This is a genomic window from Pseudomonas phytophila, from assembly GCF_025643095.1.
Lineage (GTDB): Bacteria > Pseudomonadota > Gammaproteobacteria > Pseudomonadales > Pseudomonadaceae > Aquipseudomonas > Aquipseudomonas quasicaspiana.
Window position 1 is genome coordinate 5640490 of the sequence record NZ_CP081201.1, and the last position, 23354, is coordinate 5663843.

General features: G+C 54.4%; 19 protein-coding genes and 1 other RNA gene. 13 read left to right on the forward strand and 7 right to left on the reverse strand.

All coding sequences use genetic code 11. From position 1 onward, the window contains the following. Nucleotides 1-310: 310 nt before the first annotated feature. On the reverse strand, nt 311-1078 hold the full coding sequence (locus tag K3169_RS25535; protein ID WP_263268649.1) for a GntR family transcriptional regulator: 768 nt from the start codon (nt 1076-1078) through the stop codon (nt 311-313). 407 nt (nt 1079-1485) lie between these two features. Here K3169_RS25535 and K3169_RS25540 point away from each other — a divergent pair, with 407 nt between their 5' ends. The 6 genes from K3169_RS25540 (at nt 1486) to K3169_RS25565 (ending at nt 9999) form a co-directional block, all read left to right on the forward strand. Beyond that, entirely contained in the window at nt 1486-3177 is a 1692-nt protein-coding gene (locus tag K3169_RS25540) for a lactate permease LctP family transporter (RefSeq protein WP_263268651.1), read from the forward strand. A 63-nt stretch (nt 3178-3240) separates the two neighbouring features. Continuing rightward, complete coding sequence (gene lldD / locus K3169_RS25545) at nt 3241-4386, forward strand: FMN-dependent L-lactate dehydrogenase LldD (protein WP_027901437.1); 1146 nt, start codon at nt 3241-3243, stop codon at nt 4384-4386. Between the two features lie 90 nt (nt 4387-4476). Next, complete coding sequence (locus tag K3169_RS25550) at nt 4477-7287, forward strand: FAD-binding and (Fe-S)-binding domain-containing protein (RefSeq protein WP_263268653.1); 2811 nt, start codon at nt 4477-4479, stop codon at nt 7285-7287. Between the two features lie 213 nt (nt 7288-7500). Next, the gene (locus K3169_RS25555) at nt 7501-7785 is read left to right on the forward strand and encodes a hypothetical protein (RefSeq protein WP_263268655.1); all 285 of its coding nucleotides are present in this window, start codon (nt 7501-7503) and stop codon (nt 7783-7785) included. A 109-nt stretch (nt 7786-7894) separates the two neighbouring features. Then, nucleotides 7895-8283: a transfer-messenger RNA gene (ssrA, locus tag K3169_RS25560) on the forward strand. 591 nt (nt 8284-8874) lie between these two features. Next, nucleotides 8875-9999: a hypothetical protein gene (locus K3169_RS25565; RefSeq protein ID WP_263268656.1), complete on the forward strand. Its 1125-nt coding sequence runs from the start codon at nt 8875-8877 to the stop codon at nt 9997-9999. Between the two features lie 467 nt (nt 10000-10466). Here the strand turns inward: K3169_RS25565 and K3169_RS25570 are convergent, their stop codons facing one another. Continuing rightward, entirely contained in the window at nt 10467-10700 is a 234-nt protein-coding gene (locus K3169_RS25570; RefSeq protein WP_263268657.1) for a hypothetical protein, read from the reverse strand. Between the two features lie 564 nt (nt 10701-11264). Here K3169_RS25570 and K3169_RS25575 point away from each other — a divergent pair. The 6 genes from K3169_RS25575 to K3169_RS25600 all read left to right on the forward strand — a co-directional run bounded on the left by K3169_RS25575 (nt 11265) and on the right by K3169_RS25600 (nt 16968). Continuing rightward, entirely contained in the window at nt 11265-12113 is an 849-nt protein-coding gene (locus K3169_RS25575) for a hypothetical protein (protein WP_263268658.1), read from the forward strand. A gap of 498 nt (nt 12114-12611) precedes the next feature. Further along, nucleotides 12612-13769, forward strand: a complete 1158-nt coding sequence (locus K3169_RS25580) for a carbohydrate kinase family protein (protein ID WP_263268660.1) — start codon at nt 12612-12614, stop codon at nt 13767-13769. Between the two features lie 65 nt (nt 13770-13834). Then, nucleotides 13835-15217, forward strand: coding sequence for a TIR domain-containing protein (locus K3169_RS25585; protein ID WP_263268662.1), 1383 nt, complete (start codon nt 13835-13837; stop codon nt 15215-15217). Beyond that, nucleotides 15214-15912, forward strand: coding sequence for a DNA lyase (locus K3169_RS25590; protein ID WP_263268664.1), 699 nt, complete (start codon nt 15214-15216; stop codon nt 15910-15912). The genes K3169_RS25585 and K3169_RS25590 overlap by 4 nt, the downstream gene beginning before the upstream one ends. Next, nucleotides 15909-16511 (forward strand): 7-cyano-7-deazaguanine synthase, encoded by a 603-nt coding sequence (locus K3169_RS25595; RefSeq protein WP_263268666.1) that lies wholly within the window; start codon nt 15909-15911, stop codon nt 16509-16511. Before K3169_RS25590 ends, K3169_RS25595 begins: the two co-directional genes overlap by 4 nt. Beyond that, on the forward strand, nt 16501-16968 hold the full coding sequence (locus tag K3169_RS25600) for a TIR domain-containing protein (RefSeq protein WP_263268668.1): 468 nt from the start codon (nt 16501-16503) through the stop codon (nt 16966-16968). Before K3169_RS25595 ends, K3169_RS25600 begins: the two co-directional genes overlap by 11 nt. Before the next feature lie 115 nt (nt 16969-17083). On the opposite strand, the gene K3169_RS25605 is transcribed toward K3169_RS25600, so the two are convergent. From K3169_RS25605 to K3169_RS25615, 3 genes are all read right to left on the reverse strand, one after another. After that, the gene (locus K3169_RS25605; RefSeq protein WP_263268670.1) at nt 17084-17947 is read right to left on the reverse strand and encodes a DUF4231 domain-containing protein; all 864 of its coding nucleotides are present in this window, start codon (nt 17945-17947) and stop codon (nt 17084-17086) included. After that, nucleotides 17947-18426 carry a TIR domain-containing protein gene (locus K3169_RS25610; protein ID WP_263268671.1) on the reverse strand — a complete coding sequence of 160 codons (480 nt, stop codon included), beginning with the start codon at nt 18424-18426 and terminating at the stop codon, nt 17947-17949. Before K3169_RS25610 ends, K3169_RS25605 begins: the two co-directional genes overlap by 1 nt. A gap of 65 nt (nt 18427-18491) precedes the next feature. Then, the gene (locus tag K3169_RS25615; RefSeq protein WP_263268673.1) at nt 18492-19736 is read right to left on the reverse strand and encodes a DUF4071 domain-containing protein; all 1245 of its coding nucleotides are present in this window, start codon (nt 19734-19736) and stop codon (nt 18492-18494) included. 787 nt (nt 19737-20523) lie between these two features. Between K3169_RS25615 and K3169_RS25620 the strand changes: the two genes are divergently transcribed. Continuing rightward, nucleotides 20524-20850 (forward strand): hypothetical protein, encoded by a 327-nt coding sequence (locus K3169_RS25620; RefSeq protein WP_263268675.1) that lies wholly within the window; start codon nt 20524-20526, stop codon nt 20848-20850. 284 nt (nt 20851-21134) lie between these two features. Here the strand turns inward: K3169_RS25620 and K3169_RS25625 are convergent, their stop codons facing one another. Together K3169_RS25625 and K3169_RS25630 are read right to left on the reverse strand one after the other, a co-directional pair. After that, nucleotides 21135-22211, reverse strand: coding sequence for a DUF6396 domain-containing protein (locus tag K3169_RS25625; protein WP_263268677.1), 1077 nt, complete (start codon nt 22209-22211; stop codon nt 21135-21137). Nucleotides 22212-22263: 52 nt separating this feature from the next. After that, on the reverse strand, nt 22264-23244 hold the full coding sequence (locus tag K3169_RS25630; protein WP_263268678.1) for an AraC family transcriptional regulator: 981 nt from the start codon (nt 23242-23244) through the stop codon (nt 22264-22266). Nucleotides 23245-23354: the final 110 nt, after the last annotated feature.

Below are 23354 nucleotides of genomic sequence, written 5' to 3' on the forward strand. Positions count from 1 at the left end.
GTACAGTCTATAAACCTTCATCGGCTGTACACACGCTTTCGCGAATGAATTCGCTCCCACGGGTTTAGCGCCAAATCACATCCCGTTACGCCGCTCAGCCCGAGCTGTGCGCTGCGCCCGCTGTCGCACTTCCTGCACATACAGCAAATGGATTGGCGTGCCGTGCGGACCAAGGGCAAGGATGATTAATTAAGCGTAAATCCCCGTGGGAGCGAATTCATTCGCGAAGAGGCCAGTACAGTCGATATACCTTCATCGGCTGTACCCACGCTTTCGCGAATGAATTCGCTCCCACCGGTTTAGCTTCAACTCACATCCCGTTACGCCGCTCAGCCCGAGCCGTGCGCTGCGCCCGCTGTCGCACTTCTTCCAACACTTCCTGCACATACAGCAAATGGCGACTGGAAATATCGCGGGCGTCGTCCGCGCGTCCTTCGATAATCGCTGTGTATAACTCCCGGTGCTGACTGATCAGCATGTCGCGGGTTTCGCTGCGCTGTTTGTACATCCCGCCAATATTAGTCACCACGTTGCGCTTGAGCAGATCGAATAGCCCGCGAATGGTGTGCAGCAAAATGGCGTTATGACTGGCTTCAGCAATGGCCATGTGAAAGCTGGCATCCGCTGCGCCCTCCTCCGCTCGACTGACCTCCCCCTCGCGCCCATAACAATCCTGCAACGTATCGAACGCTAACCGCAAACGCTCGCGATCCACATCCGTCGCACGCATGGCCGCGTAATAAGCGCAGGACGCCTCAAGCGTGTGACGAAACTCCAGCAAGTCGCGCTGCGCATCCGGGCTGCTTTCCAGCAGGTGCAGCAGCGGATCACTAAAGGTCGAACCAATGTTTTCCACCACATAATTGCCGCCGCCCTGACGGCTCATCAACAAGCCCTTGGCGGTCAGTTTCTGGATCGCTTCGCGCAGGGAGGGTCGGGAAACACCAAATTGCTCGGCAAGCAAACGCTCGGCAGGCAGACGGCCGCCGGATTTCAACGTGCCCTCAAGAATCATTCGTTCAAGCTGCTCGACAATATCGTCGGACAAACGGCGCTGACGCACCTGATCAAAGCCCATCACTTTCACTCCACTCCCCGATCGTATTGTCGGGCCCGCGTATTCTGGCTCATTGCCGCGCTTCAAGCACCCGCCAGATACCGGCTGAAAAGCCGGATCAGCAGCGCATTTCACAGGGTCTCCTACGAAAGTCGCACCACCGCAAATTGACACATCAATAGCAACGCTTCTACGCTAGCGACCAGACATTGTAAATTGGTATTACCAATTATCCAATGCCAGCGCCAGCAGCTACTCTCTACTGCGCTGCAAGAACCTTTCGGGATGACGAAAGGCTTGAACTGGTGAGCTGTGCGATTCGTTCGTCAGCATCGGCAAGACGTCCGCCACTCAGGGCGTAAGACCGAAGCCTCGCACGTAAGACACGGAATACCGGGCCTATCCAAAAACAATTAGGGGCCTCCCATATGCAAACCTGGCAACAGCTCTACACACCCTTGGGCAGTCTTGGCCTATCGGCCGCCGCTGCACTCATACCCATCGTGTTTTTCTTTCTGGCATTGGCCGTCTTCAGGCTCAAAGGGCACATCGCTGGCAGCATTACGCTGGCGTTATCGGTGCTGGTCGCGATCTTTGCGTTCCAGATGCCGGCTGGCATGGCGCTCGCGGCCGCTGGATATGGGTTTGCGTACGGGCTGTGGCCCATCGCATGGATCATCGTGGCTGCGGTATTCCTCTACAAACTGACCGTCAAAAGCGGACAGTTCGAGATCATCCGCAGCTCGGTCATGTCCATTACCGATGACCAGCGCCTGCAAGTGCTGTTGATCGCGTTCTGTTTTGGGGCCTTTCTGGAAGGTGCGGCAGGCTTCGGCGCACCGGTAGCAATCACCGCCGCCTTGCTTGTCGGCCTCGGTCTGAACCCGCTGTACGCGGCAGGCTTGTGTCTGATCGCCAACACCGCGCCGGTCGCGTTCGGAGCCTTGGGGATTCCGGTAATCGTGGCGGGTCAGGTTTCAGGCCTCGACCCGTTCAAGATTGGCGCCATGGCGGGTCGGCAATTACCGTTCCTGTCGGTGTTCGTGCCGTTCTGGCTGATGTTCATGATGGACGGCGTCAAAGGCGTCAAAGAAACCTGGCCCGCCGCACTGGTCGCAGGCCTGAGCTTCGGGATTACCCAATACCTGACCTCCAACTACATTGGCCCGGAACTGCCGGACATTACCTCGGCACTGGTGAGCATGGTCGCACTGACCTTTTTCCTTAAGGTCTGGCAGCCCAAAAAATCGGGGGAAACCGTCGTCAGCAGTTCGGGCGGCGCAGCGGTCATGGGCAACCCTGGCAGTATCAATCAACCGCGCTCCTCGGTTAAATCGCCCTACACCATGGGCCAAATCTTCAAGGCATGGTCGCCGTTTCTGATCCTCACCGTAATGGTCACCATCTGGACGCTGAAGCCTTTCAAGGCGATGTTTCTGGCCGGTGGCGCCATGCAGGCGTGGACGATGAACATCCCTATTCCGTACCTCGACCAACTGGTGATGAAAACCGCACCCATCGTTGCAACCGCGACAGCCATGCCTGCCGTGTACAAGTTCGACCTGATCGCAGCGTCGGGTACGGCGATTCTGTTCTCCGCCATCCTCGCAATGATCGTGCTGCGGATTACGCCGAGCACCGGTCTGACTACCTTCAAAGAGACCCTGAAAGAACTGCGCTGGGCCATCGTGTCCATCGGCATGGTGCTGGCCTTCGCCTTTGTCATGAACTACTCGGGCATGTCCTCGACCCTGGCGTTGGTACTGGCGGGCACCGGCGCAGCCTTCCCGTTCTTCTCGCCGTTCCTGGGTTGGCTGGGCGTGTTTCTGACCGGTTCGGACACCTCGTCCAACGCGCTGTTCGGCTCACTGCAAGCGACCACCGCGCATCAAGTGGGCGTCAGTGATGTGCTGATGGTCGCGGCCAACTCCACGGGCGGCGTGACGGGCAAGATGATTTCCCCGCAATCCATCGCCGTTGCCTGCGCAGCTACCGGGCTGGTGGGCAAGGAATCCGACCTGTTCCGTTTCACCCTCAAGCACAGCATTTTCTTCGCCACCATCATCGGCTGCATGACCTACGCCCAGGCGTACTGGTTCACCGGCATGCTGGTGCACTGATGAAACAAGCGCCGGGCGCACTCAGCGCGCCCGGCTGCCCACTTACTCAAGTTGTGAGAGCCCATGATTATTTCCGCCTCCACTGACTATCGCGCAGCAGCGCAACGCAAGCTGCCGCCGTTCCTGTTTCACTACGCTGACGGCGGCGCTTACGCCGAGCACACGTTGCGCCACAACGTTTCGGACCTTGCCAGCATTGCCCTGCGCCAGCGCGTCCTGAAAAACATGTCCGAGCTGAACCTGGAAACCTCGCTGTTCGGCGAAACCATGAGCATGCCCATGGCCTTGGCGCCCATCGGGTTGTGCGGCATGTACGCTCGCCGGGGCGAAGTTCAGGCAGCGCGCGCGGCCGCCAGCAAAGGTATCCCGTTCACCTTGTCCACCGTGTCGGTATGCCCGATCGAAGAAGTCGCACCGGCCATCGACCGCCCCATCTGGTTTCAGCTCTACGTGCTCAAGGACCGCGGCTTCATGCGCAACGCCCTGGAGCGCGCCAAAGCCGCCGGGGTCAAGACGCTGGTGTTCACCGTGGACATGCCGGTGCCGGGCGCGCGCTACCGTGACGCCCATCACGGCATGAGCGGCGCAAACGGCCCGATGCGCCGCGTGCTGCAAGCCATGACCCATCCTCAATGGGCATGGGACGTCGGCGTGAACGGCCGCCCCCACGACCTGGGCAACATCTCGACCTACCGAGGTAACCCGACCGGCCTTGCCGACTATATTGGCTGGCTGGGCAACAACTTCGATCCGTCCATTTCCTGGAAGGATCTGGAGTGGATCCGCGACACCTGGGACGGCCCCATGCTGATCAAGGGCATTCTTGACCCGGAAGACGCCCGCGACGCCGTGAAATTCGGCGCTGACGGCATCATTGTGTCCAACCACGGCGGCCGCCAGCTCGACGGCGTTCTGTCCAGCGCTCGCGCCCTGCCCGCCATCGCCGACGCCGTAAAAGGCGATCTCAAGATCCTCGCTGATTCCGGTATCCGCAGCGGGCTGGACGTAGTGCGCATGATCGCCCTCGGTGCCGACGCCGTGCTCATCGGCCGCGCGTTCATTTACGCCCTGGCCACCCACGGCGAGGCTGGCGTGAAGAACTTGCTCGACCTGTTCGAAAAAGAGATGCGCGTGGCCATGGTGCTGACCGGGGCCAAATCCATCAGCGAGATTTCCCGGGATTCCCTTGTCCGTGAATTGGGCGTCTGAGCTCATGCATCAACACGTACGCGGCACGCCAGATGCCGCGACGTCGCTAATCCTGGAAACCTGAGCCCCTGACTGCCTGAGGAAGACCGCATGAGCCTCCCTGCCTCCTTCCTGACCGAAGCCAACCGCTTGATCCCCGCCAATCGCCGCTTCGACGATCCGCTTTCAACATTGGCCTTCGGCACCGACGCGAGTTTTTACCGGCTGATTCCCAAGCTTGTGATCCGCGTTGAATCCGAGGACGAAGTCATCGCCTTACTCAAACTGGCCCAGCGCGAAAAAGTCCCGGTGACCTTTCGCGCCGCAGGCACCAGCCTCTCCGGCCAGGCCATCAGCGACTCGGTGCTATTGGTATTGGGCGACAACTGGAACGGCCGCGAAGTGCGTGAGCACGGCACGCAAATCCGCCTGCAACCGGGCGTTATCGGTGCGCAAGCCAACGCCTGGCTCGCACCCTATGGCCGCAAGATCGGCCCGGACCCGGCCTCAATCAACGCCTGCAAAATCGGCGGCATCGTCGCCAACAACGCCAGCGGCATGTGCTGCGGCACGGCGCAAAATACTTACCACACCCTCGCAGGGATCCGCGTGGTATTGGCCGACGGCACACTGATCGACACAGAAGACCCGAACAGCGTTGCGGCCTTTCGTGTCAGCCATGCCGACTTGCTGGAAGAGCTTGCCAGATTGGGCCGTAAAACCCGCGCCAACACCGAACTAGCCACAAAGATTCGCCACAAATACCGCCTGAAAAATACTACTGGCCTGTCACTCAACGCTCTGGTGGATTTCGATGAGCCGCTGGATATCCTCAGCCACCTATTGGTGGGGTCCGAGGGGACGCTGGGCTTTATCAGTGCGGTAACCTACGACACCGTCATCGACCATCCCAACAAAGCCTCGGCACTGATCGTCTTCCCGGATGTGGAAACCTGCTGCAACGCCGTTACCGTCCTGAAAAGCCAACCCGTGGCCGCCGTGGAATTGCTCGACAGGCGCAGCATGCGCTCGGTGCAGGACAAACCCGGCATGCCCGCTTTCGTACGTGAACTGTCGGCAAATGCCTGCGCGCTGTTGATCGAAGCCCGCGCCGCCTCGCGCCCTTTACTGCATGAACAACTGGCGCAGATCATGGCCTCGCTGACGTCTTTTCCGGTGGAGAAACAAGTCGACTTCACCGAAGACCCGCTGGAAAACGCTCGTCTGTGGGCCATTCGCAAAGACACCTTCCCTGCTGTCGGCGCAGTCCGTCAGACCGGCACTACAGTGATCATCGAAGACGTCACCTTCCCCGTCGAACAACTGGCCATCGGCGTGCGGCGCCTCATCGCGCTGTTCGACAAACACCACTACGACGAAGCCATCCTGTTCGGCCACGCGCTGGAAGGTAATCTGCACTTCGTCTTCACCCAGGGCTTCAACAACCCTGAAGAAGTCGCCCGCTATCAGGCGTTCATGGAAGACGTCGCGCACTTGGTGGCCGTGGAATTCGGCGGCTCGCTCAAAGCCGAGCACGGCACCGGGCGCAACATGGCGCCCTTCGTCGAACTGGAATGGGGCCACGACGCCTATCAACTGATGTGGCAACTCAAACGGCTGCTCGACCCCAACGGCACTCTCAACCCTGACGTGGTGTTGAGTACCGATCCGCAGATCCACCTCAAGCACCTGAAACCACTGCCCGCCGCCGATGAAATCATCGATAAATGCATCGAGTGTGGTTTCTGCGAACCGGTCTGCCCTTCCAAAGGCCTGACCCTCAGCCCACGGCAACGCATCGTCATCTGGCGCGACATCCAGGCGCGCAAACGTGCAGGCATCAACACCGATGAGCTGGAAAAGGCCTACCACTATCAAGGCATCGAAACCTGCGCCGCCACCGGCCTGTGCGCGCAACGTTGCCCTGTCGGCATCAATACCGGCGAGCTGATCAAAAAGCTGCGCAGCCAGGAAGCCAGTCACACACAAGCCGCAGGCTGGATGGCCAACCACTTCAAAACCATGCTGCAAGGTGCGCGCTTCACCCTGCACGCCGCCAATGGCGCACGCATGCTGCTGGGCGCGCCACGCCTGGCAAAAATATCCGCCGCGCTGAGCAAAGCCTCCGCCGGGCGCGTGCCCCAGTGGTCCCCCGCCATGCCGCAGCCCGAACAAGCGATTCGCTTCAGCCCGCCCGTCGAGGACAAACGCCCACGCGTGGTCTATCTCGCCGCCTGCGTGTCGCGGGTCATGGGCCCAGCTGCCGGGGACAAAGAGCAAATGTCACTGATGGATAAAACCTGTGGCCTGCTGGAAAAAGCTGGCTACCAGGTGGTGTTCCCCGACGATCAGGACAACCTGTGCTGCGGTCAGCCTTTTGCGTCAAAAGGTTACAAAGAACAGGCCGACGACAAGCGTCAACAGCTGCTCGCTGCACTGAGCAAAGCCAGTCGCGGCGGACTCGATCCAATCTACTGCGACACCAGCCCGTGCACCTTGCGCCTGATGGAAAACCTCAAAGACACACGCCTGGACCTCTACGATCCCGTGCGTTTCATCCGCACCCACCTGATCGACAAACTGACCTTCACACCCCAGCAAGAACCCATCGCCGTACACGTCACCTGCAGCACCCAGCATCTGGGCGAAAGCCAGGCACTGATTGAGCTGGCGCGCCTGTGCAGCATGAACGTGGTCATCCCGGAAGGCATTCATTGCTGCGGCTTTGCGGGGGATAAAGGCTTCACCACCCCAGAGCTGAACGCCCACTCACTGCGCATGCTTAAAGACGCCGTCCAGCACTGCAACGAAGGCATCTCCACCAGCCGCACCTGCGAGATTGGCCTGTCGCAACATGGCGGGATCGACTACCACGGGCTGGTCTATCTGGTAGATCGCGTCACACAGGCGAAAATCGGCTGATCACGACACAGCAACGGCAATCGCCCCATTTTGGTGCCTATATCGCGAAATATGGCTTTTTCACATGAGACTGTAAATTAAATAGAACCCCTGCGTTTGCGCACAGTCAGTCTAGTAAGCCCGCCAATCTGAGCCGGGCTTACTCACAGACCTCGGCGACGGGCCTCATCGACCGGCCATACCGAGTCCACAGGCGATAAAAGGAGATACACAATGAAGCGCACAGCACTCACTGGATTGTTCCTCACCGCTGCCCTGTTGGGTTCCCCGGCGTTCGCCGCCGACGACCTTTGTGGTGCCAACCTGCAGGCTCTGAAGGATGCCCACACTTCAGCCAATGCCAATATGTCGGCCGACACCAAAGCTGAAATCGAGAAAACCCAAGCGGACGCGCTAAAGGCTCAAAAAGCTGGCGACGAAGAAAAGTGTGTTGAACTGACCACCAATACCATCACCAAGCTGAAAAACACTGGCTCGGCCAGCGAAGGCGCCAAGTAATCCGCATTTCGGCCAGCCCCGTGGCTGGCCGAAAACGGATGCGTCAGAAGGTCGACGCGAGGAGCTCATTGGAGTACACTCCGCGGCCTGACTGCGAAAGCAGTCACCTGGGGCCGATTAGGATTCGACGCCGGTGATGAAACTTTAGGTGCATGCCGACTTGGTAACAGAAGTCGTAAATCCACTGTTGCAACTTTCTATAGTTGCCAATGACGATAACTACGGTGCTCAACTAGCTGCGTAAGCAGCCTAGCCCGCACTTCTGGTAGCTTCGGCTCCAGCAATCATTAGGGGATGTCTGTAAACCCGAAGTGATTGTCATATAGAACAGAATCGCCGTGCAGTACGCTGTGGACGAATCGGCTAAAACTTACACAGCTCGCCCAAAGCACCCTGCCCGTCGGGTCGCTGAGGGTTAACTTAATAGACACGGCTAAGCATGTAGGACCGACAGCGGAGTACTGGCGGACGGGGGTTCAAATCCCCCCGGCTCCACCAAATTTACATCTAAAGACGTCCACGGACGTCTTTTTTTGTGTCTGAAATCCGGTGAAATCAAGGGTTTTGGAGCCACTGGGCTCCTTAAAGGTTTTTTGAGTTCCACGCGTTTTGGTATTCCCAATAGTAGTCCCGGCTACCCAAGGCTAATCTTGGAGGCTGCGCCTAAACGGCCAGGCATCCGACACGGCTCAGAGGTCGAATTCGACAACGAGCAACTTCACGCCCTGGTGCTGGGGCTCTGGCAACGAGTCGCCACGGGAGGCTCAATCACATTGCTTTAAGCACCTGCCTTTTGGCCTATCTGTTCGTCGCCGCGAAAAGTCTGCTCTGGCAAAATCAGCGGCATGAACTCCTCGTCCGACCTCGACTAGATGACCGGGAACAGCTTCGCGTCCTTCAGTTCCCTCCCACGGGCAGGCTGTCCCTACCTTGTTGCCAGCCGATAGCGAAGTCGCCATGGCGACAGCCTTCCTTCGCCTGATAGGATCGCGATCAGAGTGCCATAACACTGGCACTGCGGTGCTTCATGCTTCCAAAAGCAAGACTGGCAAGGCGTTCTCCACTAGCTCGAAATATAAGGATCATACGATGGGAAGTTTTGTAACCTGTCAGTTTTGCCTCAATACTTTAGAAACCCCATCAAGCTATGGCATCGAGCACACTCAACCAAAAAACCTAGCCACATTTCCATTTGAAAACAATTTGCTTGTAATCTGCGACGATTGCAACCTCCTAAGTCGACCAGCTCCAACAGAGTTCGAATTCATTCATTTCCTCTCTGACTTAATGCGAGAAAGCGATGAATACACGGATATTGTACAAGAAGCTATATTCGGGAAAGCAAGCCGCCATAGAGCAGATATCTTGGCGAGCCATGAGAAACACTCCCGACGCACAAAACTACTTATCGAGTGCAGATCTTCATCTCTTTCAACACTTAGAAAAATTCATGACGAGATAGCAAACTTAAAGAATTACGTAGAGATTTATGGCGAGTGCCAACCCGTTCTCGCGATTCCCATCACCCTGAGGGAAGAAGACAGCCAGGCTCTGAGGGCTGCGGGAATTCTGCTCTGGGATCTGGACTTTTTGGCTCACAATTTTTCAGAACAGTTACCAAATGTAGAGCGCAGTTACTTCAAGAGCCTCCTATCCAGAAGGGTGAAGCGCGGACCGAAACTAACCCGAGAAGACCAACTTTCCGCTAAATTAAAAGGGTGCGAACCAGGAAAACGTGACTGGAGCCTTTACCAAGATCTAGTCGGCAGCATCTTGGAGCACTTATTCTGCCCTACCCTCAAAAAACCCCTCCCTGAGCATGCCGACAAGACAAAGACCAACAGACGCGACTTCATACTTCCCAATTACACGGAGAATGGATTCTGGCACTTCCTGCGAAACAAATACATGGCTGACTTCGTGGTAGTTGATGCCAAAAACCACACTCGGAAAATTGGAAAAAACGAAATCCTACAGGTTGCAAACTATTTGAAGCCTCAAGGGGCAGGACTTTTCGGCATGATTTTCTCGCGACGTGGGTGCGATGCGGCGGGCGGCACCCATACCGTTAGGGAGCAGTGGATGATCCATAGGAAGCTAATCCTTGTATTTAACGACGAAGATGTCCATTCGATGCTGAGCGCCAAAAGAGACGGAAGGAATCCAGAGGAAGTCGTTGAGCAGAAAATCGAGCAGTTCCGCCTCTCAATTTAACCTGCTCACGTTTAAAAGAAGATGTGGCGCTAATCAAATTTGAAATAGGAAGGTGGAACGAGGTGGCTTCGAGAATAAGCGAGTGAACCCTCCGATCGGCGCGATCAAAGATCGCTGGATCGGATGGTTTGGCGGGAAAAGCAAATCTCAAATGTCAAATACAGCCTCCATCATCAAAGCTGATTGATTGGGAAGTGGGGGCTTCACGCCGCATGATCAGCGTCTGCTGCAACCGCAGCAAAAAACCCGCTTCGAACGCATCTTGAGGATCACCTGGGCGATGACGTTTTCGGCTCTGCGCCAGCGCCCACCATAGCGGTAGCGATGCGCCATCAAGCGATGGTATCAGCACAACGGACGCCGTCCTCAATCATCGGGCCGAATTCATTGCCCCATGGGGTTCGGATTCCGGGATGGCCTTCACCAGACGGGACAGAGAAGTACTCACCGATCTGTTGAAGAACCCGTTAAGCAGGGATACACAGATATCGAAACTCCTTGTCGAACAACACTGCGGCATCATCCAGCAGCTCTACCGCCAGCTCAACGTCCTGCGGGAAATGAAGCAGAATACTCTGCGCTCCATTAAGCCGAAGAGTGGCAGCCTGCCGGAGTTTAGCCGCGGCATCTTCAGAGGTAAGCGATGCAGTATCAATGGTGTTGGGTTTGGGGAGACCAATTAGAAGCGAGAGCTCAAACATCACGGAATCCTCCGAGATAGTTTGCGGTAAGAAAAAAACAGCCAGGGCGGCGCACGAGCTCAAAAGGGGGGACAGGTCATTTTCCTTATCTCCTCGGACAGTTAAGGAGCCGTCCACCCAGCCGCCCTGACACGAAATGGGTTGCGGACCGTACGGGGGTCAGAAACCGGCGTCCGAGAGAACCGGCCAGGCCGAAGCCTGCCCCGCACGGACCGCCATAGAAAAGCAGCAGCTAAGCCTCTGTAAGCACTTAATCGCTGGCTATGGCGCCATGCCATGCGCCTCGAACAATTCAGGTTCTGACTCCCGGCCACGGGACTGACCGCGACGGACAAAGCGTAAATGTGAAGCAGTGACAAAACACGCATGCAGTATCAACAAGCTATGCATCGTAATGAAGGCTGCCTGTCAGACGCTGACGCTCGCCGGTATTTGGTGGCTGCATACCGCTTCAAATCTGACCCGACGACTCCTAACTACAGGTTCTGGCCACGCTGATAGAATCGGTCAGGCTATAGCCGCCGGTAATCGCTCGCAGCCAAAACGCCAATAAAAGGATTTGAGATGTATAACTTCATCATGCGATACAGCCCTTGGACAGAAGGCCTTAACTCAATGAGATCCGAGCGGCTTTTTGAGTACACCGACGAGGTCATTCGAAACGCATTCACTACCGCTGCAGGACCAGACTTTTCAGCACTTCAAAATCAACCGGCATTGTTCGTTCAAGAAGATCAAGGACATGAGCCGCAATTTGCACATGTAGGCAGAGTTCTAAACCCCAGAATAGTTGGCACAGATGTTGAGTTCGAGGTCGTCTTTGAGCGAGGCACGCCGCCAATCCCACAAGCTGAAATTCATCGTCTGTCTCGCAACCTACATATCTCAACATCCGGGCGCGGACTGACAGAGTTCAATCGGGGTCATTGGGCGTTAAAGGATGTAGACCTCTACCGGGTCATCCACACGGGACTGAGACAAGCAACCAGAGCTCCGACGGTCTTCAGGCTTCCAGCTCATCCCCAAGTAGATCCGCACCTGGTTTCGGTAATGATGCCTTTTGCTTCGGCATACACAACAGTATTCCATGCAATCCAAGGCGCCTGCCTGGGAGTCGGACTGGCATGCATCCGCGCCGATAACATTTGGGAAAATCCAGCGGTTATTGATGACGTGGCGAATCTCATTGATAGGTCATGTGTTGTAATTTTCGACTGTTCTGAAAAAAATGCTAACGTTTTCTATGAGCTTGGATTAGCACACGCTTGGGGCAAAGAAGTGATAATTCTGACCAACGATTCTGCGGATATCCCCTTCGATTTACGTCACATCCGATTCATCCGATATAGCAATGATCAACTCACGTTGCTGAGTACTGCACTTTCTGTTCGTCTGCGAGAGCTCACGCAGTAGCTACAGAAGGTTATAGATATTCACTCTCAGAGTAGGGCAGATTGACAGTCTGCCCGGCCATTTCTTGCACCGGAGTCATGCCAACACCTTTAACGACGCCTAGCACAACGCTAGTCGATCCGCCGAACCATGGGCACAGTCGGGCCGGGGCCGCCCAGATCGCCTCGCTGGTAGTCTCCAGATTTAATGCCCCGCTCCACAGCAATAGCTGATGAAGTTGATAGCAGACCTAGACCATATTTATAAGTTTGTAGTGATAGGTCGGACTATCCCGTCGCTTTGTTCCGAACCCACTCGAAAGCGCAAGCCTTCAACCCTCAATCAGCGGGCAGATGTTGAGTTAAGACCGGATTGATGGCATTTTGTCCTCGCGCCGATAATATCGACGTCCAAGTGCCGACAGTAAGTGTATATGGGGAAATTCAGCGCCCAGACGAATTGGCAAGTGGATGGCGCGACTGCTGAAGTCCTTTCAGCACGCAGGATAGGGGCAAAGGAATGCAAATTGCTGGTGGTCTTTACCGTGAGCTCTGCGACATGCCATTTTGGGATGCAACATTCGGCTCCGGAGCCCGCGCGGCTGCTGCCGCCGCAGCCCATTGTTCAGATGTCGAACTGCACACGTATGCCTCACCGTCTGACCAACTGACTCTCTCTGCTCTACGTAACCAAGGCATACGTTTGAGCATCACATCACGACCGTCGCCGATCGCCTTTGCCTATTTTCATCCGCTCTCTGTCCCTTACATACAACCCGCCCGCCCCCACATTGAGCGTCAACCTTCAATAAACGTTTCAGGTGAAGCCGTGCTGCGTTTCGGCTTCCTTGAGGGGGACGCTGTCGTGAAAGCCAACCGTGCTGTCTACGACCCTCAGACATGGCGTAATCCCCAGACTTTTGCAGCCAATGGATCGACGGCCAACGAACTTGCAGTCGTGTTGAATGAGCTGGAGTTGCAGCACGCCACCGGAGTTGCCGAACAGGATAAAGCAGCCGCTGAGCTCATGAAGAAGCAAGGCGCTGCGATCGTGGTAGTTAAATGTGGCACTCGTGGGGCAATAGTTTATGAACGCTCGGGGCAATCCTCCCACATCCCGGCATATCGCTCTTCTAGGGTATTTAAGATAGGAACGGGTGACGTATTCAGCGCTATGTTCGCACTCCATTGGGCCCAAGAAGGCATTGAGGCTGCAAAAGCAGCTGACCTAGCCTCTCGCTCAGTCTCTCTATATTGCGAAACCCGAAACTTTGGGTTCGACCGAGCCTTGATGTCGCGACTGCTGCCAGTTTCCGGGTCGGCGGGTGGTTCAGTGTCCCTTGAGGGAGCGACTGAAACGCTGGGGCAACGTTTTGTAATGGAGGAAGCCCGATTCGCATTACGCGAGCTGGGGATGGACGTGCGTTGCCCCCAGCTTGAGTTCGGATCGAACAATACGAGCGCTAGCGCAATACTGGTTATTGATGATGGCTTGTCACTCGAATCTCTGGCTCGCATACAGGTTGCCAAAGCCACCGCCGTACCTCTCGTGACACTGCATGAACGTGCCGACACACCGACCTCCATAGCCGATAGCGACTGGATTACTGACGACTTCACTACGGCAATGTACTTGACTGCTTGGGCAGCTAAATCAAAAAAAATAGAAAAGCAGTAACGAACTTGAGGCATCACCCTCTGGGTCATGCAATGGAATGTAATTAGCCGAGACCTGATCGCCCCATGTCCGATGTATACATTATTTATGCACGAGAAAATCGTGAAACAGCCCAGAAGGTGTACGACCTTCTCGCCCGTCGCTGGAAGGTGTGGTGGGACGACCACATCGTCGGTGACTACAATCGCGCCATAAAAATAAACCTCGCGAAAACGAAGTGCATCGTCGCGCTTTATTCGGTTTATGCCGACAAGCCAGCTGTGACAGAGGAGCTGAGATTAGGGGAAAAGTACAATAAAATCATTATCCCCTTGGAACTGGACGACAGTGACGCCCCCTACCCATACGGCCACTATAGCAGCATCGATTTTCGTCAGTGGAACGGTGAGGCTGAACATCCTGGCATGAAGCTTCTGCATACGAAAATCGGAACCGTCGTCGAAGGACGCGAGCAGGAGCGAATCCAGGTCTTAGCGGGTGGAAAGCTGCCAATTCCCAACATATTTATGTCTGTGTCCTCGCACGAAACCCAGTTTGATCCGGTCGATGCGCTGAAAGTGCTTAAAGCACATAGCACCTCCTCAATTCTCGTTTCAGCCTATGATCTCGTGAACTCGGCCAACCGCGTCCAGATGATCAGCCACATCAAATCCTACCGTGACAATGGAGGACTTGTGCTAATCGATTCGGGAAATTATGAGGCTCAGCGCTTGGAGGACGAGCAGTGGAAGCCAAAAGACTTCCACAAGGCGTTGAAGGACACTCCGCATGACTGGGCATTCAGTTTTGATGAAATGAACCCTAGCAGCGATCCACGAGAGGCGATTGAGCAAATCATCTCTGCTGTAAAACGGGATTCAAAGCTCACTACTTCTCCTGTATTTCCCATCATCCATGTAGATCAGGGCGAGGAAGGCTTGGCGAGGCTTCCCGAAATTGTCAGAGAAGTTTCCAAACAACTTCGCCCCCTGGTCATCGCACTTCCAGAGAGAGAGCTGGGCGCGGGTCTGGCAATGCGAGCTAAAACGATGAAAATGCTCCGAAAGGAGCTAGATTGCCTACCCTATTACCAACCGATCCATTTGTTGGGAACAGGAAACCCGTGGAGCATCGCAGTACTGGTGGCCGCCGGCGCCGATACATTCGACGGCCTGGAGTGGTGCCGATTTGCGGTGGATCCCGTCCAAGGCCGTCTGCACCACTTTCAGCATTTCGATTTCTTTCAAGGTAAAGCTACCCGCACTCAATTCCTCGATCTGGTGGACGCTACACCTGAGATTGAATATGCGGGACGGGTCGCCCTTTATAATCTGGAGTACTATAAAGAGTTTGGCCGCGACATGCGTGACTTCATCTCGACAAACGACGCACGACTGTTTGCACTGGGCGTTATGAACGCCTTCACCTCAGAAGACCTGAAAAAGCTGTTCCCGGAGATTTTTACATGACCACCTATTCCCCAGAAGCGCTGTCGAGAGCCGTCTCTGCGGTCTGCCCAGACATTCGCTCGCGTATTGAGGTGGGCGTAGTCTCCGATGAACGCCACCTTTGGTGGGAGCTCTCATGCTGCATCCTGAGCAGTCAAGTCCCCTATTCCCTAGCGATGGCTGCCGCAGATGCAATCGATCAGCAAGGGCTGCTTCGTGACGGTGATCAGGACGTTGATCGCTTAAGCCTTTGTCTTTACGAACTCCTTCGTGAGCCGCTGGACGTCGATGGTAAGAAGCGCAACTACCGATTTCCCAAGGCAAGAGCCGAACAGCTAGCAGCCACCCGAGCAGCTGTTAGCAACGCAGGAGGTTCGCTCAAGTCATTGATCAGTGGTGATGCCAATGATGCTCGTACCTGGCTGGTTGCTCATGCCAACGGTGTCGGGCCGAAACAGGCCAGTATGTTCCTGCGCAACTGCGGGGTGACCTACGACTTGGCGATATTGGATCGTCACGTGCTCAATTACATGTCAGCCCAAGGGATTTACTCGGGCGCACAGACATCAATATCTGGCTTGAATCAATACGGTAAGCACGAAAAAAAGCTTCGGGATCATGCGCGACAGCTGGATTGCTCCGTGGGCCTACTAGACTGGGCAATCTGGATCGTCATGCGAGTCGCAAATAGAAAGCAGGAGGCTGTTTTAGTATGAGCATCGTCACTCTCGTTTCCGGCGGGCTGGACTCCACACTGGTTGCAAAACTTGCGCAGGAGGAAGGGCTCCAAATTTTCCCTCTATTTGTCGATTATGGTCAGCGTGCACGCGATCGAGAACTGGCAGCTTGCCGGGTCGCGATGAAGACGCTGGGCCTTCCAGAGCCTGAAATTGCGAGTTTGGGCGGTTTTGGCAAATTGATACGTTCAGGCCTGACCGATACCTCGTTACACATCATTGATGATGCATTCACGCCAGGGCGCAACATGCTTTTTCTGCTGACCGCTGCCGCTTATGCACTTCAGAAAAACGCTGACGCTATTTCGATTGGGCTGTTGCACGAAAGCACCAGCTTGTTCCCTGATCAGACCTCTGGCTTTCTTGCCGAAGCGGAACGCATGATATCGCTATGCATGGGTAGAACAATAAAAGTGCTTGCACCGCTATCTGTTTTTACCAAACCAGATGTGGTGGCTTTGGCTGCAGAAAAGGGAATTTCAGGTACCTATTCTTGCCACATAGGTGACGAGGTACCTTGCGGAAATTGCATTTCTTGCAACGAGTTTAAATTCGAGGTGACCAGCGATGGGCGGTAGCAGCTCTGGAGGATGGAGTCGGCTGGGTGATGTGAGATCACTGGAGCAGAAGGCTAAAGAGGCGCTTCAAGAAGGTAAACGGAACGTGTTCATCAGCTTCGCTACAGAAGACATGAATGAGGTCAATTTGCTCAGGGCTCAAGCAAAAAATGAAAATAATGACCTTGAGTTCAATGACCACTCCGTTCGTGAGGCCTACAACAGTGAACAGGCGGAGTACATCAAACGCAAGATTGCGGAGCGAATCAACCGAGCGTCAGTGACGGTCGTGTTCATCTCGGACTCTACTGCCCAAAGCCAATGGGTGAAATGGGAAGTCGAAAAAAGCCTTGAATTAGGGAAGAAGGTTGTTGCTGTGCATTCAGGACAGCATTTAGGATCTCCCCCACCGAAATGGGTATCGGATTACGGTATTAAAACAGTACCCTGGTCTAACCTAGCAGCAGAGCTAAAGTAGCATCAGGCCAGCAAAACAAGGCATCGTCTTATACAGACGAGCCTTGACCCGCTCACCAGATGAAGACCGTTGCCTTAAGCGGTAACCACCTTCCGCCCGGTCCCGGTAACTCGCTTCAGTTATCTTTACGCGCTACCCACTGCGTATGCTCGCGCGAAAACGCATTTTCTGCATCTCCAACGAATGACGATAAGGCACCATCAGACACTAAGTCATCAGCTTGCTCGCGAACGATGCCAATCTCATTGGCGGTAAGCGCGTAGGATGCGGAAAGCTCCGAGAAGCGCTTCGCCTGCATCCAAGTTAACAAGCTAGCCGCGATGGCGATCAATATGTCCGTTGGGAAATACTGATATTGTACGTTGGCAATCTTAATCAATGCACACAGCAGAGCGATTGCATTTATCATCACTAATATTGCGAAAAATCTTGAAGATGCTCGCTTATTGAAAGTCGCTTTTTTCTCATACCAAGCCAACTGATCATTGATCCGATGCTGGATATAGATATTTCGCCGTTCATCGAAGGAGCCAGACCTCAACTGCACCATCATGTCAGAAATTTGCTTTTCCTTGAGATGAGTGATGAGCTTATCTGATATAGCCTTATTTTGTTTCACGACCTGTTTGAGCTTTTCGAGCAGCAGCTTCTTAGAGACGTCATCCGCCTCGTGAAAAGGCTCCGCCCGGGAGACATAGCGCCAGACTAGTGTCTTGATGGACTCGGCTACAGCGCGACCGGAGTACCACAGACGCTCCGGTCTGACCAAAGCAAGGTACACGGAGCTTGCCATAGCCCCTGCTAGAAGTACCGCCTGAACAACGGCTGAGATCCAATGTGGGTAATTGACCACTGATACCGCCGCGGCCAACACCAAGAACAGCAAATTGAAAACCAAAGCAGTGAAAAAGTGGGCCTGGGCATTGCCGGAAAGGGTGTCAGCTGCCTGATAAATACCTGGAAAATCTGATTCTTTCATCACTGGGCCTCATAACCAAGTTTGGTATACAGCGGGTCTCCATATGACCAATCATCCTGATCCTGCTTCGTAAAGTTTTCCAGCGCGTGGGCGAGGATTCTGGCCCTGCAAGGTACGAAGACAGCCCCAATGTTTCGCATCACCGTAGGGCAAGAGTTGGGATTCATCTTGCGGCTACCGTCGAGATTAACGCCGATAATTCGGCATTCCTTCTCTAGGGCAACTTCGATTTCCCACTGAACATATTTAAATTTGTAACGAGTATCATCACCTATTAAAAGCGCAAATGTACCCGACATATCTATACGCTCTCGGCATTTGCGCTTGATATAAGCTTCATCTTCAGATCTAACTGCAACTTCAAGCTGACAGTCCGCAAAATTAAAATCAATGTGCTTATTTTTCTTCCATGCACACATAATATTGTACATATGAAGATCCGTACTGCTAAAGCTGACAAACGTCCTTGGTAATCCCATATTCCCCTTTCCCTTCTAAAAACGATTCAAAATTTCAGGCAATACCTGCAAGCAAAAGGCTATTTCTATACGCGAGTCAGTGTAGATAGCCTTTCAGGCTGGATCGCCATCAGCTCCTCTTTACCCATGTAATAGGTGTCCAACTCCCATTGAGCAGTGGCCGCCCCTATAAACTTCTGCTCGTAAATCATCCCAATTGAAGGCTCTTCGCAAGCAAAGTAGCAGTTTGCTAATGTTGCATATACCCAGCGCTTATCCGGCCTGTCAAAAAAATCAGGGGATGTTTCCACAGCTGACAGTGACTTTGTGATCGATCGACGAATCTTTTGAGCACTCATAAAGTCGTAGACTTTTTCTGTATGGTCTGCATGCTCTTGTGCTCGATACTCGAAGCACAGGGCAAAGTTCTCACCATTGTAATAGTCACGCCTGACCTCAAAACCCCTGCCGTACAGTCGTATGGCGAGATCCAGCGCGGCCCTATCATTTTGAGATAACCAGAGTCGCTTATAGATGGCGCCGGCTATACCCAAGGTTTCCGGATCATTCGAGAGCTCAGGTTTAAGAGGCTCTAGCACAGCCAATCCAGTATGCAGCGCCGAAATCTCGTCTGGTAATTTTGATTTGTAGGTGCTTAGTGCAAGCTTTTGCAGGATGTCGGGCTCCTCAGGTTTCATTTCCCGCGCAGCCCTAAACTCTACGGCAGCGGCAACGTGATCACTTTGCCGCATGAATTTTTCACCGGCATGCATATGATGCGATAACTTCTTCTGCGCCGCTTCCGCCTCATCAATCATCTCCTCGTATTGATCATCCGACATCCGCGGAGAAACGAGTTTAGGAAGGAAGGTGTAGACAGGACTATCGACAGCCCCCTTCATGGCGGCCTCAATAAGGTCTTCCAAGGCCTTCTTCGCCCTGATTACCTCGCGCCCCATAATGTCTTCACCAAAATGAGCGTATCGAAGAGTGCTGACATGGTTGAGATCAAAATGTAGCTTACCCTGGTCTTCATTCATGATGATCGTTGAGTTAGGGCGCAGGGCATGCCGAACACCAAGCTCATAAACTGCATTCACGTTTCCGGTAGAAATATCAGCAATAACGAGGTCTGCTCGCAGGAGCATCTCGTACATTTGGACGTCGATGATTCCCGACTGCGTGATTTCATCTGCTCTCACGCAACGCAGCCCTTTACTGATAACGGCAGGCTGAATGATAGTCTCGTAGGTGGCATTCAGATCCAGTGTGCGCCCACTTTCGTAATCCGTTTTCTTGCCAAATCCCATCACGACGAAGCAAACCTGCATTTGTGCAATTCCTTTTAACAACACAACGGTCAAGGCGTGATGGATACAGAGTTGAGGGGACCTAGTTGGATTCCCACTCCTGGATCTATCCAGCGACATTCGAGGCAGGCTATATGATATCACGACCACAAGTGATCCCAAGAATCTTCATAAACTCCTAGCAAGGCTTTTCCAACGGTATGTTACTTGAGCGTCTCACAGCAGGCTTACTGGACAAGCACTGGTTATTTATACGCCCTAGGGGCAGCGGTAGGTCGACTCTCACGAGCTTTGGGCAATGTACGCTTCTGAATGTTTATTCCAATTAGTATTCCAAAAAAGAATACCAAACAATAAATAATCAATAAAATCAATTGGATAAAACACCATTTCAGATTACCCCGGCCCACCAAAATCCCCATTACAAAAAAGCACCTCGCGGCCAACGATGATCCCCACAACCGCAACTGGTGCTTCTAAAGGTCGACGGTCAGGCGCTCATGCCCAGTAATACATCCAGACTTCAACCTCAAGACGAAATATATATAAATACCCCCTTCGCCTCCTGCTGGAACCCTAACCTGCGCACCGTCGTTGCCAAATCAACGACCGGATTTGACGATCCGACTTCGATCTATGCGCAGTTCTGTACCTCCCGCAGGCTTGGTTTGCCTACGGGAGGGCCATGGTGGCTGTGCGTGGGAGACCTTCGGGTCTGCCGGCTGAGATCGACCGGTTCGTCAACCCGCGTACAGCTGCCACCCTTTCAGTGTTGTGGCGGCTCCACTTTGGACAGGACTTCCCGCATATGAGCCACAGCCCACCACTCCCCCGCTACATCCCTCTCACCCAACCAGGCCTGGATAACCCCGTTTTCCTGCTGGACTCAGAAGCGCCACTGAAAGACCTGCAAGCCTGCGCGGAGGCGCGTGTCAGCCTTGTCACGCGGTTCCTCGATACGCTGATCAACATGAAGCCGACCGACGCGAACGAGAACGATCTGGTGAATATCGCCAGTACCGCTCACCTGCTGATGCTGGAAGCCTGCGATGTGCATAGGGTGATCGAGAAGCGTCTTTGGAGCTCTGGCGAGACGGCGTTCAGCGGTTGTGAGCCTGAACGGCAGTCAGCGTGACCATGCATTTTCCGCTGTGCATTTGATTGAGATGGCGCGATGCAAGGTGGAGGACGCAGTGAAGTTCAGCTACAGCGCGCGCCCCAAAAAATCCAAATTAATTCTATAAATCAATAAGTTGCCGAGCCAATTCAGCTTACCCGGGCCACCCAATTAGCTCTATAAACAAGGCACTTAGCGGATATCGCAAGTGCCTTATTCGTGCCTGAGTGGGTAGTTGCTCGGGGCTTTGAGGAGCAATGGAAATCAAGGCTGTTACCGCCCCGCACGCAGCTATGCCACTATCAAGGCGCCGCATCCTTCGGTAATCCCGTCTTCGGATCCAACCCCTTGGCTTTGGCCATGCTGGCCATCAACGTCTCCGACGGAGCCTCCTGCGGTGCGAGTTGCTCTTTCTTCCACTGAAAAGTCCCGTCCCATTCGGGCAACGCTGCAGGCGGCAACGGCACAATTTGATTCAGTTCGGGCACGCGCGGGTCGAAGTTTTGCTCATCGATCAAGAAAATACGGATCTTCTCGTATCGTTCATAACGCGCGGCGTCACTCTTCATTCCTAGTGTTTCAGGCCCGCTCGCTTTCTCGTTAAAAGCATCCACAAGTCTGGCTGCAGCAGCAGTTTCACCCATCATTATTGCTTGCTGGAATCCCGCCATCGCTTCGGCGTAGTGCCGGTCTCTGGCTTGTTTGATGGCAAGCTCGTACATCGCACCACCGTGTCCTTGCTGGGCGGCACAGCGGTAGAGCGGCAACGCGAATGCGATGTCCTTGGCCTTCGCACCGAATGCCTTGGACATTGCGATCGAGTTGACGTCGAGATACTCGGCCAGTCGGTGCTGCGCCTGGGCATTGCCCAGGTCCGCTGCCTTGCGATACAGGGTTAATGCCTCGGTAAGATTCCATTCCTGGGCATACATAGCGGCCTGGAGCAGGTAGCCTCGCGACGGATACTGCTGTGTGAGCAACGTCGCCAGGCGCTCGGTCTCTTTCTGGCGATTGCGGCGAAGCTCAGTGACAACACCATCGTAGCTGTCATCGATCAACTTCCACTGTAGGGACCTCAATGCCTCGGTCGCATCGGCGTTTCCATACGCGGACGCGATACGGTAATAGCGACTGATGCGGTTGAACTCATCGAGACTCCCACTGTTGTAATCCCCCTCGCGCATGTATTCAAGATGGCGTGCATAGAGGAATAAACGTTGTGCATCTGAATCCTGAGGCACGATCGAGGGGCCCGTATCCTGCGTGCACACGAAGTCTGTGCGTATACCGCTGGCCTCGATCGGCGATTCCTTTCCAACGGTCACGTTAGACCAAATCGCTAGCAACGATGCAAACAGCCCAGCTTGTATCACCTTCATAGGAGCATTCCTTTCCATCCTTTGGTTTTTTTGGTCGATCTGAATGGGGCCGCTATTCCAGCCTTCCACCGTGTTCCCTAGCGTGCTTGATGTCTCTCGACGGCGGGGCTCCGAAACGTCGGGTGTATTCGCGGCTGAATTGGGCGACGCTTTCATATCCGACCCGCAACGCGGCGGTGTTCACGTCTACCCTGTCGGTCAACATCAGGCTGCGCGCGGCTTGCAGCCGTAACGACTTTTGATATTGAACAGGGCTGGTGCCGGTCAGTTTGCGGAAGTTGTGATGCAGAGTGGAGCTGGCCATTCCTGATCGTTCGGCGAGCTCGGCCACGTGAAGCGGCTTTTCGTAGTGGAGTTTCAACCACTCAATGGCTCTGACGATGCCTTTGTCTCGATGACCGTCGCGGGTGACACTGCGCAACCACTGGCCCGCACTGCTCAGCAGCAGTCGGACGCATATCTCCCGCTTGATCAGGTCCGACATCAAGCCAGCCTCAAGTGGCTGCTCGATCAGTGTGGCGAGCCGAGTGAATGCGTCGAGCATCTCGCTTGATGCCATTCCAGATGCGAAGCCCCGCGCTTGAGAGGGCACGTCCTGTCTGGAAGGTGCCTGCATCTGGATGACTTCGTTAAGCAAGGCCAGGTCGAGCTTCAGCACGATGGATAAATAAGGCGTCTGCTCGCTTGCCGCTGTCACGCGAGCCAGTGTCGGGATGTCGACCGATGTGACAAAGAACATTCCCTGCCCAAAATCACAGGCCTCTTCACCGAACGTGATTTCCTTCGACCCCTGCAGAATGATTGCCACGCAGGGCTCATAAATGCAGTAAGTGGGCGTGCCCAATTCAGCCATTCGGTAGAAGGTCAGGTCTGGAATCGACGTCTTGCAGATCTCGTTGAGACCGATCTGCCGGGACACTTTTTCGACAAGCCGTCCGAGTGCCTGGAGACGCTCATTGGGCTCGACGGATTCGCGCGGGCTAAGGGAATGCGCATGGCCGAAACCGAATTGCGAGATTGAACCGCTCGTCATCACATGCGCCCCAGTTAACGGAAGGTTCGAGTCTGCTGAGAGTGCGTGCCCAGCACAAGCGTATCGGCAGGATTATGCATAAACCATGGCGATTTAGGGTCACTCGCCTA